The organism is Bradyrhizobium sp. NBAIM01, assembly GCF_020194115.1.
GTDB lineage: Bacteria > Pseudomonadota > Alphaproteobacteria > Rhizobiales > Xanthobacteraceae > Bradyrhizobium > Bradyrhizobium yuanmingense.
Map to the genome: position 1 here is coordinate 571,984 of NZ_JADYVU010000001.1, position 16,197 is coordinate 588,180.

The window sequence follows — 16,197 nt, forward strand, 5'->3', positions numbered from 1 at the left end:
GGCCTAAATTGCATGGAATGGATCCCTACAATCTCGGAGCTTTCGGGCCCGCGCTACCAGCGCATCGTCGACGCCATGGAGGCCGACATTGCCGCCGGCAGGCTGGTGCGTGGTCAGCAGCTGCCGACGCAGCGCGCCCTGGCAAAGGCCCTCGGCATCGACCTCACCACGGTGACGCGCGCCTACACCGAGGCGCGGCGCCGCGGCATCATGGAAGCCAGGGTCGGACAGGGCTCGTTCGTCTCGGAGACCAGCGCGCGGCGCGCGGTTGACCTGCCGCACCCGGTCGCGATCGACCTGTCGATGAACGTGCCGCCGCACCCGCTGGAGGCGCAGCTCGACGAGCGCATCATCGCCGGGCTCGAAGCCCTCCGCGCGCAATCGGGCCTGACGGCGTATCTCAACTACCAGCCGCCCGGCGGCAGCGCGCATGAGCGCGAGGTCGCGACGCGCTGGATGCGCGCCCGCGTTCCGCATGCACAGGCCGACCGGCTGGTGATCTTTCCCGGCGCTCAGACGATCCTCTTCAACCTGCTCGCCCATCTTGCGCGACCCGGCGACACCGTACTGACCGAAGCGCTCACCTTCCCCGGCATCAAGGCCGCCGCGGCACTGTTCGGTGTCAAGCTCGTCGGTGTCCCCATGGATGAGGACGGCATCCTGCCGGATGCGCTGGCAAAGGCGTGCCGCGTGCATACGCCGAAAGCCGTCTATCTCATTCCGACGCTGCACAACCCGACCACGGCGACGCTTTCCGCCGAGCGGCGCGGCACTATTGCGAAGATCATCCGCGATGCCGGCACCATCCTGATCGAGGACGACGCCTACGGGCTGCTCGACCGCTCGGCCTCGCCGATCGCGAACCTCATTCCGGAGCGGACTTATCTTGCAACGACGCTGTCAAAATGCATCGCGCCGGCGCTGCGTGTTGCCTATCTGGTGACGCCCGACAGCGGCGCCCAGCGGGACATGCGCACCTCCCTGCAGGCGACCGTGCAAATGCCGGCGCCCTTGATGGTCGCGCTGGTGACGCATTGGATCGAAAACGGCATCGCCGATCGCATCATCAGCGCCATCCGCAACGAAGCGGTCGGGCGCCAGCAGCTCGCGCAACGCGCGCTGAAAGGCTTTCAGTTCCTCGCCAGGCCCGCGGCGCATCATCTCTGGCTGCGGCTGCCGGAAGGACGCCCCGACGTCGCGGCACATCTGCTGCGGAACGGGCTTGCGGTCGTCGCCGGCGATGCCTTCACCGTCGACGGGGCACCGCCGCATGCGGCACGCGTCTCGCTCGGCGCGGCCCGAAACAGATCGGAATTGACGGAAGCGCTGCGTATCCTGGTCGGCGCGCTGCACAAGCCTGCCGATACGAGGCAGATCGTCTAAAGCGGAAATGGTTTCCTTCACCTCTCCCGCTTGCGAGAGAGGTCGCGCCGAAGGCGCGGGTGAGGGCTTTCTCCTCTTGGGGATTGTCCCGTTGTGGAGACACCCTCTCCCAACCCTCTCCCGCAAGCGGGAGAGGGAGCGCACCTCCCTCGTAGCAATCGAGCTATATTCATCGCACTTTAGATCACCGACGGTGAAGCGCCCGCAGAGCACGCTTGCATGCGGCATGGATTGACCTCGATGGCGGCAGGCATGTTATGCGAGCCGTGCGATCAACCGTTCGGGGTCGCCGCTTGCGACAAGGACAATCCGTTGGAAACGCTCACCTACGTCCTGCTGCTGCTCGGCGCGCTCGCCGGCGGCTTCGTCTCGGGACTGGCCGGCTTCGGCACGGCGCTGATGGCACTCGGCATCTGGCTCTACGTGCTGCCGCCCTCGCTCGCGGTGCCCCTGGTGCTGATCTGCTCGGTCATCGCGCAGACCTCGACGCTGCCCTCGATGTGGAAGAATTTCGATCTCTCGCTGGTCTGGCCGTTCCTGATCGGTGGACTGATTGGCGTGCCGCTCGGGACCATGATGGTCGCCTCCGCGGACCCGGAGGTGTTCAGGCTGAGCGTCGGCGTGCTGATCCTGATCTTTTCGAGCGCACTGTATCTGAACAAGAGGCCGCTCGCGATCAAGATCGGCGGCCGGATCGCAGACGGTGCGATCGGCTTTGCCGGCGGCATTCTGGGCGGACTTGCCGGATTGTCCGGCCCGCTGCCGATCCTGTGGGCCAACATCCGCGGCTGGAACAAGCACGAGCGGCGCGGCATCTTCCAACTCTTTAACTTCACGGTGCTCGCCACCGCGCTGGTGTTGCAGACGGCATCAGGTCTCGTCGCCCTCAAGGTGGTCTGGCTCGCGGCCGTCGCGTTTCCGGGCACGCTGATCGGCGCATGGGCGGGCGCGCGCGTCTACCATGCGCTGAACGACAAGCATTTCGGCGATGTCGTGCTCGGCCTCTTGTTTCTGTCGGGCCTGACGCTCGTCTGGAACAGCCTTGGCGCGCATTAAAGCGCCGCGAACTCGCGGGAGGTCACTTTCGCTACGCGGGAGCACGGGCGGAAGGCGCGACCGGCTTGGCTTCCACCGTCTCCGCGGCCTGGTCCCGCGGCGCGAAGCGCTTGCCGAACTCGCGGCGCAGCAGCCACAAGCTCAAGCCGGCCTGCAGCGTCGTCGCCGCGATCGAAAGATACCAGACGTGCTCGATGCGGAATCCGGGTCGCGTCGACAGCCAGAGCACCGGCAGCGAATAGGTGAGCACGCGCGTCATCGAGCTCAGCAGCACAGGCTTGGTGTTGCCGAGGCCTTGGAACATGCTCGAGCAGGTGAAGATGAGCCCCTGTGCCACCATGTTGAGCGAGATGATCCGCAGGAACAGGTAGGCGACCTCCATCGTCGCCCGATCGTTCGAGAATCCGGCCAGCAGCAGCTCCGGCTTCAGCTGCGCGAGGATCATGAAGCCGACCGCCACGATGGAGGTGATCAGCGCCGATTTGACGAAAGTCTCTCGCACCCGCGCGGCGTCGCCAGCGCCGAAATTCTGGCCGGCGATCGGCCCGGCCGCCAGTGCAACCGCGAGCGCCGGCATCTGGATGAGGGCGAGGACGCGCTGGCCGATACCGAAGCCTGCCTGTGCCGCCGCGCCGAAGTCGCGCAGCACGTAGTAGACTACCGCCATGAAGATAAACATCATTGCGAACTCGCCGCCGGCCGGCAGACCGACATTGAGGATGCGCTTGAAGTGGCGTGGTTGCGGACGCCACTGCACCGGATTGAATGCAACGTAGCGCTCGACCTTGCGAAAATACGCCAGCAGCATCAGGACGCCGGCGCCCACCGCGATCGTGCTCGCCAGTCCGGCGCCGGCGACACCGAGCGGATAACCGGTGCCCCAGCCGGAGATCAGGACCGGCGCCAGTGCAATGTTGATGATGACGGCAAGGACCCGCACCAACATGGCGGGGCGCACGATGCCGGTCGCGCTGAGCGCGGAGGCAATGACTTGCATGACGAATTCCAGCGCGAGCGCCGGCATGAACCACAACAGATAAGTGGTCCCCGCCTCGATCGTGGCCTGGTCAGCGGCGATCGAACGCATGTAAAGACGCGACAGCACCGCTCCCGTGACCAGGGTCAGCAGGCCGAACAGCACCGACAGCGCGACCGCCTGATTGAAGATCAGATTGGCGTCCCGCCGGTCCTTGCGTCCCACCGCATGCGCAATCAGCGCCACTGTCCCGACGCCGAGCACCTGTATCAGGCCGTTGACGAGAAAGCCGGCATTTCCCGCGGCGGCCACGCCTGCCACTGCGGCATCACCTAGCCCCGACACGAAGTAGAGATCGACCAGCTGGCAGATCATGATCGAGATCATGCCGGCCATGATCGGAGGCGCCATGCTCAGGATGTGGCTAGCGATGGAGCCGCGCGTCAGGTCTTTCATCTCATTCCATCCCTCGACGCCGTGACGGCGGGACTTCGCCCCGCCGCCGCGCGCCTCACTCCGCTGCTGCGATCTGTCCGAGCTCCACCACCTGACGCTCGAACAGGCCGCGATAGATGCCCCCTTGCTTGGCTGCGAGCACCGTATGCGTGCCCTGCTCGACGATCTCGCCGCGGTCGAACACCAGGATGCGATCGAGGCTCCTCACCGTCGACAGCCGGTGCGCGATCACGATCGAGGTGCGCCCCTTCATCAGCCGCTCCATCGCCTCCTGGATCAGCGCCTCCGATTCCGAATCGAGGCTCGAGGTCGCCTCGTCCAGGATCAGCACCGGCGCATCCGCCAGGAAGGCGCGCGCCAGCGCGACGCGCTGCCGCTCGCCGCCCGACAGCTTGACGCCGCGCTCGCCGACCAGCGTGCCGTAGCCCTTCGGCAGGCGCAGGATGAAGTCATGCGCGTTGGCGAGGCGGGCCGCCTGCTCGATCGCTTCAAGGCTGGCACCGGGCCGGCCATAGGCGATGTTCTCGGCGAGCGTGCGGTGAAACAGGATCGGCTCCTGCTGCACGATCGCGATCTGGCTGCGCAGCGATTGCTGCGTGGCGAGCGCGATATCCTGCCCGTCGATCAGCACGCGGCCGCCGGTGACGTCGTAGAGCCGCTGCACCAGCTTGACGAAGGTGGTCTTGCCGGAGCCGGAGCGGCCGACCAGGCCGACCCGCTCGCCGGCGCGGATCCTGACCGACAAGCCGTCGTACAGCGGCACGCGATGGCCGCCATAGTGGAACGTGACGTCGTCGAACACGATCTCGCCGCCCTCGATCGCGATCGGCCGCGCGTCGGCCGCATCGGCAATGCCGATCGGCTCGTCATGGATCGCCACCAGCTCGTCCATGTCGTTGACCGAGCGCTGGAGGTTGTTGATGTGCATGCCGACGTCGCGCAAATAGGCGTGGATGATGTAGTAGCTGGTCAGCACATAAGTGACGTCGCCGGGCGAGGCGTGACCTGACATCCACAGCAGCACCGATCCGCCGATCACGGACGCGCGCAGGCACAGCAGCAGCGAGAGCTGCGACATCGCCGTGTAATTATAGCGGTACCAGGTCCGCCGCACGCGCACGCGCCAGCGGTTGATGACACCGGCGAGCCGTGTGTCCTCGCGCGACTCCGCGCCGAAGGATTTCACCACGGCATTGCAGGTCAGCGCATCCGCCAACGTGCCGCCGACCTTGGTGTCCCAGGCATTGGAGACGCGGGCCGCCGGCGCGATGTAGCGGGTCGAGAGCACCACCGTGATCGTGACGTAGAAGATCGCCCCGATCGCGATCACCACGCCGAGCGAGGCCCAGTGCATCCCGATCAGGATCATCGAGCCCACCAGCACCAGCAGCGAGGGCGCCAGCGCCATCAGGATGGTGTCGTTGAGCAGGTCGAGCGCCCACATGCCGCGAGTGATCTTCCGCACCGTGGAGCCGGCAAAGGAGTTCGCATGCCAGTCGGTCGAGAAGCGCTGCACGCGGGTGAATGCCTCTTGTGCGACGTCCGACATGGTTTTGAGCGTGAACGGCACGATCGCCTGCAACCCTGCGAGCCGCAGCACCACCGAGGCCGCGCCCAGCGCCACGATGGCGCCGAACGCGACCAGCGCGGCATGGCGCGCATCGGGATCGGACGGTCCGCGGGTCAACGCATCGACCAGATGTCCGGAGAAGACCGGCATGAACAGGTCGGCGACGGTTGCGCCCAACAGGCCGCCGGCCACGACGAGGCCGCGCACCGGCTGCTTCAGCCAGTGCCGGAAGACGAAGGGCAGCACCACGCGAATGGCGGCGGGCTTCTTTGACAGAGCGGTCATGGCATCATCCGGCCGCTTCGCGCGGGCCGGCTCCATCGATGGACGCGAGTCGGCCCGAAGGCCGCGACGGCGTCACGTAAGACTGACTTTGACTTGGGAAACGAAGCGATCGGGACGCTTGGCCAAAACCTTGGCCCAATCGAAGCTGGCGGAAGAGGCCTCTAACAGGCCGCGTACATACCGAGCCAGAACGTGATCGAGGTCATCATCGAGCGCGGGCGTACGATCTGCGATTGCGACGACATCATGCAAATCTCTCCCCGGTTCGAATGAATGAGGTGCGCTTTATAGATGTGTCGCCAGCCGATTGCAACGGGGCTCGGGCGAGATCACGCACGAGTGTTGCAAATTAGTGCGCGTCGCCGGCCGCGCCGAACGGGGAAGCCGGCTTGTTCAGCAGCGCGACCAGCAGGCTGAGACCGAGATAGAACAGCGCCAGCATGAGGAAGACATCGCCGAAGCTCATCACCACGGCCTGACGATGCACGATCTGGCTGAGCTGCTTCATCGCCATCAGCGCGGAATCGCCGAGCCCCTGGAACTTCTGCATCAACATGGTCAGGGTTTCAGTCGCGGTCGCGTTGCCCCAGGTCACCCGCTCCTGCAGGCGGACGATGTGCAGGTCGGTGCGTTCGTTGAGCACGGTGTTGATGACGGCGAGGCCGACCGCGCCGCCGAGATTGCGCATCAGGTTGAACAGGCCGCTCGCGTTCTTCACCTTCTCGGGCGCGAGCGTGCCGAGCGCGATGTTGTTGGTCGGCACCATCGCGAACATCATGCCGATGCCGCGCAGGATCTGCGGCACCAGCAGCTCGTAGAAATCGTATTCGCGCGTGATAAAGGTCATCTGGTAGGAGCCGATCGCGAACACGATGAGGCCGAATGCGATCATGTAGCGCATGTCGACCTTCGCCATGAGCCGGCCGACCAGCGGCGCGACCAGGAACATGGTGATGCCGGAGACGAACATGGTCTCGCCGATCATCAGCGCGCTGTAGCCGCGCACTTCGGCGAGATAGCGCGGGTAGATGTAGGTCAGGCCGTAGAGGCCGATGCCGATGCAGAATTGCAGCGTGCATCCCACGGCGAAATTGCGATCGGAGAAGGTGCGCAGATTGACGATCGGCTCGGCCGCCGTGAACACGCGCCAGAAGAAGGCGATGGCCGAGAGACCGCTGATCCAGGCGCAGATCGCGACCGACGTGTCCTGCATCCATTGATGTTGCGATCCTTCCTCCAGCACGTATTCCAGCGTGCCGAGGAAGCTCGCCATGAACAGCAGGCCCCACCAGTCGAAGCGGTCGAGCAATTCGAAATGCGGCTCGTCGAAATCGACCAGCGCCAGCACACCCAATGTAATGCCGATGCCGGGCACGACGTTGATGAAGAACAGCCAGTTCCACGACATCAGGTCGGTGATGTAGCCGCCGACCGTCGGCCCGATGGTCGGGGCCAGCGTCGCGACGAGGCCGATGATGGGTCCGACGATGTGGAATTTGGTGCGCGGGAAGACGGTGTAGGCCGAAGCGAACACGGTCGGGATCATGCCGGCGCCGAGAAAGCCCTGCAGCGCACGCCAGAGGATCATCTCCTCGATCGTCGTGGCGAAGCCGCAAAGCAGGCTTGCGGCGGTGAAGCCCGCCGCCGAGATCGCGAACAGCAGCCGCGTGCCGAAGGCGCGCGACAGGAAGCCCGACAGCGGGATCGCGATCACCTCGGCGATCAGATAGGCGGTCTGAACCCAGGACACCTCGCTGGAGCTCGCCGACAGTCCGGCCTGGATTTCGTTCAACGAGGCCGAGACGATCTGGATGTCCAGGATCGACATGAACATCCCGAACACCATGATGATGAACGCGAACAGCCGCTTGGGCGCAATGCGCTCCGAAGCGGGATCCGCCATCATGGCAGGTGAAGCGGTGGTGGCGGTGGCCATGTGTCAGCTCGGACTCATCTCACCTCTCCCGCAAGCGGGAGAGGGAGCGCACCTGCATTCGGGGCAGCAGCGCGGCTCATGTCATCGTCCCTACTGCGGATGGACCGCGGTGGGATGGTCGAGGTCGACCTCGCTGTCGGCGTCGGCGGCGCCCTTGTTGGTGTCGACGGTGGCGTAGACCGACATGCCGGCGCGGAGCAGGTTCTGCTTCGCCACCGATTTGGGCACGCGAATGCGGACCGGCACGCGCTGCACGATCTTGGTGAAATTGCCGGTGGCGTTGTCGGGCGGCAGCAGCGTGAACACCGAGCCCGCGCCCGCCGCGATGCTGTCGACCACGCCGGAGAACTTGCGCATGCCATAGGCATCGACCTTGATTGTCACCGGCTGGCCGGGACGGATGCGCTTGAGCTGCGTCTCCTTGAAATTCGCGTCGATATAGACCTCGTCCAGCGGCACGATGTTGCCGAGGCGCTGGCCGACCGCGACGAAGTCGCCGGTGTTGACCAGGCGGTTCGAGAACGTGCCGTTGACCGGCGCGCGCACCGCGGTGAAGCCGAGGTCGCGCTCGGCCTTGGCCAGCGTGGTCTTGAGCTCGGCGAGCTGGGCCTGCGCTTCGGCCTGCTGCGCCCTGGCGACGTCGACATTGCTGACGGCGACCTCGTAGGCGGCCTTTGCAGCCTTGACCGCGGCAGCGCCCTGGTCGCGTCCGGCTTCCGAGCTTTCGAAGGTGGCGCGCGAGGCAAAGCCCTTGCTGCTCAGCGCCTGCTGGCGCTCGTAATCGAGGTCGGCGCGCTTGAGGCCCGCTTCCGCGGAGACGAGCTGCGCCTTGGCCTGGGCGACCTGGCTATCGAGTGCGGCGACCTGGCGGCCGATGCGATCGATGGTGGTCTGCTGGGTCGCGATCTTGGTCGCGGCGGCTTGGACCGCGATCCTGTAATCGCCGTCGTCGATGCGGAAGATGATGTCGCCGGCCTGGACGGGCGTGTTGTCGCCGGCGAGGATCGCGGAGATGTGGCCGGCAACGCGCGCGCCGAGCATGGTGTTGTTGGCGCGGACATAGGCATCGTCGGTCGAGATGTAGAAGCGGCCGACCAGCGTGTAATAGCCGGCATAGCCCGCAACGGCGAGCGCGAGCGCGAGGCCGACGCCGGTCAGCACGAATTTGCGCTTGCCGGATTTGGGCGCAGCGGCGGCGGGCGTTTCCGCCGCGGGTGCCGGCGGCTTGTCGGTCACCGGGTTCTCCGGCGCCTCGCGGGTCGGACGCTTCGCCTCCTCGGCGACGTGAGGGCGCAGTTGCTCGGCAGGGAGTGCGGATGCCTCGGAGACAGCATCACCACCCGCCTGGTCCTCCACCGCTTCCTGGCGAAGGACGCGAGCCGTCTGGTCTCTCGATGCGGCCATCCAGGCCTCCCCACAAACGCAACCGAGGGCGCCCGCTGTTGCGGGCGGTCTCCTCGCTGGATCTCAAATACCATTGACCGAACGGTTCGGTCAATATAGAGATTATGTCCTGCAGACCTTAATGCCGCGAATCCTTCGTTGGCGTTTCATGGCCCTGATCCGAACCAAAAAGCTTCCGAGACCCTAAACCAATGGTTGTAGCTGCCGGCGAACAATTGCACATCGTCCCGGACGAGGACAATTCCAAGCGCCGCCAGATTCTGGACGGCGCCCGCAAGGTGTTCATGGATCTTGGCTTCGACGGCGCCAGCATGGGCGAGATCGCCCGCGCCGCGCAGGTCTCCAAGGGCACGCTCTACGTCTATTTCGCCGACAAATTCGCGCTGTTCGAAGCCATCGTCGAACAGGAGGCGCTCCAGCATGGCCAGGTCGTGTTCAGTTTCGATCCCGAGCGCGAGGCCGAGACCACGCTGAAGGAGTTCGGCCTCGCCTATCTTCACCTGGTCTGCCGCCCCGGTGGCGGATCGGCGATCCGCACCGTGATGGCGATCGCCGAGCGCATGCCGGATGTCGGCCGCCGTTACTATGCGCGCGTGCTGGACAAGAGCATCAACCGCCTCTCCGACTATCTCAAGGCCCGTGTCGCCTCGGGCGATCTCGCGATCGACGATTGCGATCTCGCCGCCTCGCAGTTCATGGAGCTCAGCAAGGCCTCGCTGTTCCTGCCCTTCGTGTTCCAGGCGGCGCCCGCGCCGTCGGAACAGCGCATGAGTGCGGTGGTCGAGAGCGCAACGCGGATGTTCCTGGCGGCGTACAAGGCGAAGTAACAGCGCGTTGCACGTGCGAGCCGAGCCGCCCTATATTGCGGCCATGTCTCGAGATCTTCGCCCGCCGGTCGACATCCTCCACTACGAGATCGTCCAGGAACAGGCTTCGGCGCTTGGACGGATGGGCCGCGCCCTCGAACAGAGCCTGTCGCGCTTGCGCGAGTTCGACGCCGCCCACGCAGCGACCGATGTGCCGGAAGCGATGCAACCGGCCAGGCGCAAGCTGGTGCTGGAAGCCGGCCAGGCGCTTTGGATGTTCGTGGTGCAACGCGAGGCGTCCGGCTTGCGCGACAGCCGCCACATCATGCGCACCTACAACGTCCCGGGTGAGGTGCAGCGCTGCATGGGATTGGCACCCGCGCCGCGGAAGCCGGCCGCCGGATGAACTCCGGCTCCGCTGAGCTCAAGTCCCGACTTCTTCCATTGCGCGCCACCCGTGCAGGACACGCCGCCCCTCCCGCGCGAACGCAAAGCAATTGCCGCCGCCGGCGGGCTGATCGTGGATGCGGGCGATGGGATGGCCCGCAATGTGGCAGAACAGCAGCGTGCCGACTGCGCCGTGGCCGACGAACAGGACGTCGCCGGGACAATGTCGCGCCAGCACCGCCTCAGCCTCGCGCACGATCCGCGCCTGTGCATCCGCGGCACGCTCCCAGCCGCGCACGCTGAGATGAGGCGCGGCGAAGAACTGGTCGGCGACGGCTTCGAACTCGGCCGGCTTCAGGAAGCCGGTTGCCGAACGGTCGTTCTCGTGCATGGCCTCGCGGATCTCGATCATCAGTCCGAGACGAGCGGCAATGATCTCGGCGGTCTCGATCGCCTTCCGCTCGCCGCTGGCGACGATCTGCGTCGTGCTTGCAAGCCAGCCTGCATTCGCCAAGGCTTCGGTGCGCGCGCGACCGACCGGGCTCAGGCCCCATTGCGGCACCGGCACATCGGGATCGATTTGCACCTGCGGGTGGGTGAGATAGCGGACGATAGACATTGGATTGACCCGATCGTAGCCCGCATGGAGCGAAGCGAAATGCGGGGACACTTTTCCCGGATTGCGCTTCGCTCCATCCCGGCCACCGGCAAATCCGGCTATTCGTCGATATAGTCGTCGTCTTCCCGCTTGTGCATCGTGCTCTTGCGAGCACCGAGCGAACCGGTCACCGACGGCTCGCGCCCGCTCGCATAGGGTCTGCGCGATTGCGCGCGCGAGGCGACCTCTTCGCCCGACACCGCGGCCGGCTGGCAGATCAGGCGGCGGCTGGCGCGGCGCATCAGATCGACATGGATGTGATCGTAGTGAAAGACGTTGGAGCCCGGCGCCAGCACGGTCGTGAAGTGCGCGCAGGCCCCAGCCTGCACGTCGCGCAGGAAGCCCTGCTCTTCCGGCATGCCGCGCCAGCCGTCCTTGATGGTGATGCGGCGGCCGTCGGCGAGCACGAAGGCGGAAATGTCGAGGGCGTTGCCGAAGGCGTGCTCGGAGATGTGGGCCCGCGAATTGCCGTTCATGCCGCGGCAGGAATAGGCGGAGATCTGCTTGATCTCGGCGACGCGTACGCCGAACCAGCGCATCGCCGACGGCTGCACCGTGTCGGCGAGCCAGCGGTCGAGCTCGGACACGATCGGACAGGCGAGCGTCGCGGTCGGCTTGATCGCGACGGGACCGACGCTCGTGACGGGATTACCCTGCGCAGGACCAAGACGCGGCAGCGGCTGCTGCGCAGGCGCCTGCGAGTAGGGCGCCGGACGAGCCGGATAGCTCGGTGTGTTCATGTAGCGCGCCGCCCCCGCGGCATCGGTGCCCTCCGGCGGCAGATCGATCTCGTCCTCCTGCGCGGCCACGCCGGGAGCGTTGAGCGACATCGGCCCTGACGACGTGCCGTAGCCGGCGGGCTGGCGCACCGCGCTCTCGGGATAGTTCGAGCGCTGCGGATAGGACGATGCCGGATAGGACGATGTTGGATAGCCTTGGCTCTGCGGATAATTCGACTGCGGCCGCACCGGCCAACGCGGCTGGTTGCCGATGCTGCCGGGCGGACGCAGCGCCTCGTCGGCAAAGCCATAGGTGCCGGAGGCTTCGCCGATGGCGGCGACCTTGAGCGGAAACTCGGCGCCGCAGCTGCCAGGCCCGGAGATCGGGTCGATGCGGACGATGTCCGCACTTTCCTTGACTGCGCCCGATTTCAGGCATGCGGCTTCTGCCTCGGCCCGCCAGGGTTCGCGTTCGGCCTGGAAGAAGCCGCGACCGCAACCCGCTAGCGAAACAAGGACGATGGAGCCGACGAGATACAAACGAACTCCGCGCGTCATGCACGCACGTTCGATGAATTTACTTAAAGACTCTTCAACGTGTTGATTTCAGTGTTCTTTAACCATACCGGGCGCGGCGGCACCGGTTGCTGCCGATGACGAGCGACAGCGAGCCTGACTTTTTCGAAAAGAGACTTTCTGTTAACCATAAGGGCTGCGCGCCAAGCAGCGCGCACCGAGGGAGCGACCTCATGACGTTCGCCGGCAGATTGAGCGTGATCACCGCCTACCTCGCCATGGCCTTCGTCGGCGCCATCGTGCTCGGGATGATTTAGACTCAAAGCACACAGTGACTCTCTTCCCTTCTCCCCTTGTGGGAGAAGGTGGCGCGCGAAAGCGCGACGGATGAGGGGTTCTATCCTCGCGGCACAGTGCTTGTGGAGACAACCCCTCACCCAAGTGAATTCGTGTCGACCAGCGGAGCTGCCCTCTCCCACAAGGGGCGAGGGCACAACAATGCGCATCGCCGCGAGCTACGACCGCGCGCTCCATTGAGGTGACGTCGTGATCAGCTCCTCCCGCGGCGCTTCGACCCGCGTCCAGTCGTTGCCGGAGCACCAGAAGCGGCCGAGCGCGCAGGCTTCGACGTGCAGCTTGCCGGAGCTCTTCAGCGTCATCGTGGCGTAGTAGGTGTTGCCGCTGGAGCGGCTGTAGATGCTGCCGGTCCAGACATTGTGCTTCTTCGGCTTCATGTGGACGAGCACGCTCTCGCCGCGGCTCGACGCTTCACTGAGCGCGTAACCGCACAACGCAGCTCCACAGCGCTCGATGCGGACCGTGCCCTTGGCGCCGGCGCTCTCCCATTCGCCGAGCAGCGCGTGGCCCGGGTCAGTGCTGATCTGCGCCACCGCTGCAGTCTGATTGGTCTCGGTGCTCGGAACGATGACCGGCGGCTCGATGCGCGGCGGTTCGAGCGCGGCGGTCTTCGGCTGATCGGTGCGCTCCAGATCAACCCGCGGCGGACCGGGGCTCAACGTCTCCAGTCTCGAAATCTCCAAGCTTGGCGCCGGCGGCGGTGCAACGGGCTGCGACGACGCCGCGGCAAGAACGGGAGGCGCCGGTGGCGGCACCACCACAGCCGCTTGTGGCGGCTTGACCGCTGCCGCCGGACAAGCCGGCTGCGGCGCCTGGACCATCGGCGCGGGCGCCGGCTGCACAGTTCGTGCCGTGCCGACATCGTCCGTCGGCCTGAAGCTGCGCTTGGAGGCCACCGTGATACAGGACGCGGATCGGCAATTGCGCGGCGCCTCGACATGAAACCGGCTGCCGCCGATCGAGAACGTGTAGGAGCCGGCCTGCGCCGTCGGCGCGACCGCCAGCAGCACGATCGATGTGCCAAGACAGGTGGCAAGACAGGTGGCAAGCCAGGTTGCAAGCCGCTGCATCTGCGTTTCCCTCGGTGTCGCGACGACGTTACGCAGCGCAGGCGCGGCTGAATGTGCGCTGCATCACCCAGGCGTTGTTCGCTCGTTGTGACGCCCATCACAGAACGCCCGACCGCCGCGGCTTAGGGTCGAACCACGCTTCATCCACCAGCGACACCAGTCCATATCGGGACCGCGCTATTTTCGGAGGTTGTCATGAACAAGCTCTCCATCGCCGCCACCGCCCTCTTCCTGGCTTCGACCGCCGCCGCGCATGCCGGCAATTCGATCTCGTTCCAGATCGAGGGCCAGCACATCCGCATCGAGACGCCGCGCAACTGCGCTTCGCTCAATTGCGTGACCATCGTCGCGCCGGGCCTGTCGGACAAGCCGATCAAGCTGAACAACATCAACCTCAAGGGCCTCGGCGGCTCCAAGGACGATGACGACGACACCACGCCGGCTCCGGCGCCCACGACGGCGCAACCCGCGCCGGCTCCCGTGCAGCAGCAGCCCGTGCCGCAAGCGACTGCGCCGGCAGCGCCAGCCGCGCCCGCCGCCCCAGCCGCGACCGCTGCCGCCGCTCCTTCTGTCGGCTTCGACAGCTCGCAGCCTGCTCCTGTTGCTGCGCCTGCCCCTATTGCCGCCCCCGCTCCCGTCGCCGCGGCTCCCGCGCCGGCTCCGGTGGCTGCCGCGCCCGTGGCCGCAGCGAACTCGCCGATCGGCATCTGGGCGACCGAAGAGAACAAGGGCAATGTCCGCGTCGAGCAGTGTGGCGCCAATCTCTGCGGCTATGCCGAGAAGACAAATGAGCGCATCCTGATCAACATGAAGCCCGAAGGATCGAAGTGGAGCGGCCGCATTCGCGATCCCAACTCCGGACGCAATTACGACTCCACGATCTCGATGAAAGGTCCGAACGTGATGCGCGTGCAGGGCTGCGCCTTCGGCGGCATGTTCTGCGGCGGCCAGACCTGGAAGCGCGTGAGCTGACACCGAAGCGCGTCGCGAACGGACACAACTCTTCGTCATGCCCGGGCTTGTCCCGGGCATCCACGTTCTTCGTACCGCAATCAAGACGTGGATGGCCGGGCCTTCGCCGCGCCGTAGCGGCTTCGGCCGCGCCGGCGGGACAAGCCCGGCCATGACGGAAGGATAGCTAGCCCCTGCCCCGACGACAGACGTTCATCCACCATTCAGCCACACCCCGTTGAAATCGCCCGATCTCGCCTCACGCTCTCACCGGGACTCCTTCGTGACATCAATGCTGGCTTGGCGCCGCCTCGTATTCGCGCTCGCCCTGCTGGCCTTGCCGCTGGCAGGCGCTGGTGTAGCGTGCGCATCCGAGACGATCGAGTTCGCACAGGCGCAACCGCAAGCCCAGCCAACGCCCGCGCCTTCGCCGACGCCGACGCCGACGCCGACGGCGACGCCGGCACCGTCTGCAGACGCACAGCCCCCCGCCGTCGAGCCGATCGGCAACGTCGCGACCGTGACGGGGATCGCGACCGTGATCCGCGACAAGAATTCCTATCCGCTGCGCGTGCGCGACGATATCTATCTCAACGACATCGTGCAGACCTCGTCGAACTCCGCGCTCGGCATCACCTTCAACGACGCCACCACGTTCAACCTCTCGGCCGGCGCGAAGATCACCATCGACAATTACGTCTATGACGACGGCGGCAAGCAAAATTCGGCGATCTTCGACGTCGGCAAGGGCACGGTTGCCTTCGTGGCGGCCGCGGTGGCGAAGACGGGCGACATGAAGATCACGACGCCGACGGCAACGCTCGGCATCCGCGGCACCACCGGGGTCGTCGACGTGCCCGAAGGGGCGGCGGGGAACCGGGCGCGCAACGTCAACATCAAGCTCTATCCCGACGCCGACGGCCGGGTCGGCCACATCGCTGTCGAGGAACGCGCGAGCGGCGCGCGGCTCGGCGCGCTGACGCAAGCCGCGAGCGGCTTTGCGATCCGAGCGGGCGCAGCCACGGCTGGCGGCATGCGCTTTGCTGCCGTGCCGATCATAATTCCCGCGCAGCAGATCGCGCGCGACCGCGGCTTCGTCGGCCAGGTGCATCTGGCGCAGACTGCGGGCCGGCAGATCGTCATCGAGCAGCGCGACTTCCGTCGCGCCAATCCGGCTGCGCTCAGCCGCATTCCGCGGCCGGCACAACCGCCGCAGCAGCAACAATTGCGGCCGACGACAACCCCAGGCCGGCAGCCGCAACGACCGAACGTCCAGCCGCGACAGGACAATCGTCCGGGTCAGCAGCAGCCGGGCACGCCGAGCCGGCAGGGACTACAGCAAGGCATGCAGCCGCAGCCCGGCCAGCCGCAAGGTGCCGGCCGTCCACGCGTACCGCAGACCCTGCCGCAGCGTGGTGGACAGATTCAGCCCGGAGGAATCGTGCCGCCGCAACCGGGCGGGACACAGCAAACAGGTCCGCAGCAGCCATTGCCGCGCACAGGATTGCAACCGGGCCAGCCTCCGGCTCAACAACCAGGTATGCAGCGCCCCGGCGGCTTCCAGCCACGCCTCCCCGCCGCGCAACGTCCCGCAGCGCCGCACAGACCCGCGCCCGCTCCGAAGGAGAAGGAGCGGCGGTAGTCTTCCTTCTCCCCTTGTGGGAGAA

General features: G+C 66.2%; 14 protein-coding genes. 7 read left to right on the forward strand and 7 right to left on the reverse strand.

Features of this window, described 5'->3' with window-relative positions; all coding sequences use genetic code 11:
• Positions 1-12: 12 nt before the first annotated feature.
• Both I6F31_RS02620 and I6F31_RS02625 read left to right on the forward strand, forming a co-directional pair.
• Positions 13-1,383 carry a PLP-dependent aminotransferase family protein gene (locus I6F31_RS02620; protein WP_225184635.1) on the forward strand — a complete coding sequence of 457 codons (1,371 nt, stop codon included), beginning with the start codon at positions 13-15 and terminating at the stop codon, positions 1,381-1,383.
• A gap of 312 nt (positions 1,384-1,695) precedes the next feature.
• The gene (locus I6F31_RS02625; RefSeq protein WP_036038352.1) at positions 1,696-2,439 is read left to right on the forward strand and encodes a sulfite exporter TauE/SafE family protein; all 744 of its coding nucleotides are present in this window, start codon (positions 1,696-1,698) and stop codon (positions 2,437-2,439) included.
• A 31-nt stretch (positions 2,440-2,470) separates the two neighbouring features.
• Here I6F31_RS02625 and I6F31_RS02630 read toward each other — a convergent pair whose 3' ends face one another.
• The 4 genes from I6F31_RS02630 to I6F31_RS02645 form a co-directional block, all read right to left on the reverse strand.
• Positions 2,471-3,871 (reverse strand): MATE family efflux transporter, encoded by a 1,401-nt coding sequence (locus I6F31_RS02630; protein WP_225146926.1) that lies wholly within the window; start codon positions 3,869-3,871, stop codon positions 2,471-2,473.
• 55 nt (positions 3,872-3,926) lie between these two features.
• A complete protein-coding gene (locus tag I6F31_RS02635; RefSeq protein ID WP_036003502.1) occupies positions 3,927-5,726 on the reverse strand; it encodes an ABC transporter ATP-binding protein in 1,800 nt (599 codons plus the stop codon).
• 349 nt (positions 5,727-6,075) lie between these two features.
• Positions 6,076-7,662, reverse strand: a complete 1,587-nt coding sequence (locus I6F31_RS02640) for a DHA2 family efflux MFS transporter permease subunit (RefSeq protein WP_225155362.1) — start codon at positions 7,660-7,662, stop codon at positions 6,076-6,078.
• A 90-nt stretch (positions 7,663-7,752) separates the two neighbouring features.
• Positions 7,753-9,066: an HlyD family secretion protein gene (locus I6F31_RS02645; RefSeq protein ID WP_225184636.1), complete on the reverse strand. Its 1,314-nt coding sequence runs from the start codon at positions 9,064-9,066 to the stop codon at positions 7,753-7,755.
• Positions 9,067-9,257: 191 nt separating this feature from the next.
• Between I6F31_RS02645 and I6F31_RS02650 the strand changes: the two genes are divergently transcribed.
• Both I6F31_RS02650 and I6F31_RS02655 read left to right on the forward strand, forming a co-directional pair.
• The gene (locus tag I6F31_RS02650; protein ID WP_036003459.1) at positions 9,258-9,893 is read left to right on the forward strand and encodes a TetR/AcrR family transcriptional regulator; all 636 of its coding nucleotides are present in this window, start codon (positions 9,258-9,260) and stop codon (positions 9,891-9,893) included.
• Between the two features lie 43 nt (positions 9,894-9,936).
• Positions 9,937-10,278 carry a DUF6665 family protein gene (locus I6F31_RS02655; RefSeq protein ID WP_036003457.1) on the forward strand — a complete coding sequence of 114 codons (342 nt, stop codon included), beginning with the start codon at positions 9,937-9,939 and terminating at the stop codon, positions 10,276-10,278.
• A gap of 18 nt (positions 10,279-10,296) precedes the next feature.
• Here I6F31_RS02655 and I6F31_RS02660 read toward each other — a convergent pair whose 3' ends face one another.
• Both I6F31_RS02660 and I6F31_RS02665 read right to left on the reverse strand, forming a co-directional pair.
• Positions 10,297-10,878 (reverse strand): histidine phosphatase family protein, encoded by a 582-nt coding sequence (locus I6F31_RS02660; protein ID WP_225184637.1) that lies wholly within the window; start codon positions 10,876-10,878, stop codon positions 10,297-10,299.
• 98 nt (positions 10,879-10,976) lie between these two features.
• On the reverse strand, positions 10,977-12,194 hold the full coding sequence (locus I6F31_RS02665; protein ID WP_225151427.1) for an extensin family protein: 1,218 nt from the start codon (positions 12,192-12,194) through the stop codon (positions 10,977-10,979).
• A 95-nt stretch (positions 12,195-12,289) separates the two neighbouring features.
• Between I6F31_RS02665 and I6F31_RS02670 the strand changes: the two genes are divergently transcribed.
• Positions 12,290-12,469, forward strand: a complete 180-nt coding sequence (locus I6F31_RS02670) for a hypothetical protein (RefSeq protein WP_158284424.1) — start codon at positions 12,290-12,292, stop codon at positions 12,467-12,469.
• A 198-nt stretch (positions 12,470-12,667) separates the two neighbouring features.
• On the opposite strand, the gene I6F31_RS02675 is transcribed toward I6F31_RS02670, so the two are convergent.
• Positions 12,668-13,579 (reverse strand): DUF2147 domain-containing protein, encoded by a 912-nt coding sequence (locus I6F31_RS02675; RefSeq protein WP_225146923.1) that lies wholly within the window; start codon positions 13,577-13,579, stop codon positions 12,668-12,670.
• Between the two features lie 195 nt (positions 13,580-13,774).
• Here I6F31_RS02675 and I6F31_RS02680 point away from each other — a divergent pair, with 195 nt between their 5' ends.
• Positions 13,775-14,551 (forward strand): DUF2147 domain-containing protein, encoded by a 777-nt coding sequence (locus I6F31_RS02680; protein ID WP_225146922.1) that lies wholly within the window; start codon positions 13,775-13,777, stop codon positions 14,549-14,551.
• Between the two features lie 271 nt (positions 14,552-14,822).
• Positions 14,823-16,172 carry a FecR domain-containing protein gene (locus tag I6F31_RS02685; RefSeq protein WP_225185124.1) on the forward strand — a complete coding sequence of 450 codons (1,350 nt, stop codon included), beginning with the start codon at positions 14,823-14,825 and terminating at the stop codon, positions 16,170-16,172.
• Positions 16,173-16,197 lie beyond the last annotated feature (25 nt).

Excerpts from the sequence above, each read along its gene's own strand:
- I6F31_RS02620 (WP_225184635.1), top strand. The coding sequence starts at position 13 with ATGGAATGGATCCCTACAATCTCGGAGCTTTCGGGCCCGCGCTACCAG.
- I6F31_RS02630 (WP_225146926.1), bottom strand. The coding sequence starts at position 3,871 with ATGAAAGACCTGACGCGCGGCTCCATCGCTAGCCACATCCTGAGCATG.
- I6F31_RS02635 (WP_036003502.1), bottom strand. The coding sequence starts at position 5,726 with ATGACCGCTCTGTCAAAGAAGCCCGCCGCCATTCGCGTGGTGCTGCCC.
- I6F31_RS02640 (WP_225155362.1), bottom strand. The coding sequence starts at position 7,662 with ATGGCCACCGCCACCACCGCTTCACCTGCCATGATGGCGGATCCCGCT.
- I6F31_RS02645 (WP_225184636.1), bottom strand. The coding sequence starts at position 9,066 with ATGGCCGCATCGAGAGACCAGACGGCTCGCGTCCTTCGCCAGGAAGCG.
- I6F31_RS02650 (WP_036003459.1), top strand. The coding sequence starts at position 9,258 with ATGGTTGTAGCTGCCGGCGAACAATTGCACATCGTCCCGGACGAGGAC.
- I6F31_RS02655 (WP_036003457.1), top strand. The coding sequence starts at position 9,937 with ATGTCTCGAGATCTTCGCCCGCCGGTCGACATCCTCCACTACGAGATC.
- I6F31_RS02660 (WP_225184637.1), bottom strand. The coding sequence starts at position 10,878 with ATGTCTATCGTCCGCTATCTCACCCACCCGCAGGTGCAAATCGATCCC.
- I6F31_RS02665 (WP_225151427.1), bottom strand. The coding sequence starts at position 12,194 with ATGACGCGCGGAGTTCGTTTGTATCTCGTCGGCTCCATCGTCCTTGTT.
- I6F31_RS02670 (WP_158284424.1), top strand. The coding sequence starts at position 12,290 with ATGACGAGCGACAGCGAGCCTGACTTTTTCGAAAAGAGACTTTCTGTT.
- I6F31_RS02675 (WP_225146923.1), bottom strand. The coding sequence starts at position 13,579 with ATGCAGCGGCTTGCAACCTGGCTTGCCACCTGTCTTGCCACCTGTCTT.
- I6F31_RS02680 (WP_225146922.1), top strand. The coding sequence starts at position 13,775 with ATGAACAAGCTCTCCATCGCCGCCACCGCCCTCTTCCTGGCTTCGACC.
- I6F31_RS02685 (WP_225185124.1), top strand. The coding sequence starts at position 14,823 with ATGCTGGCTTGGCGCCGCCTCGTATTCGCGCTCGCCCTGCTGGCCTTG.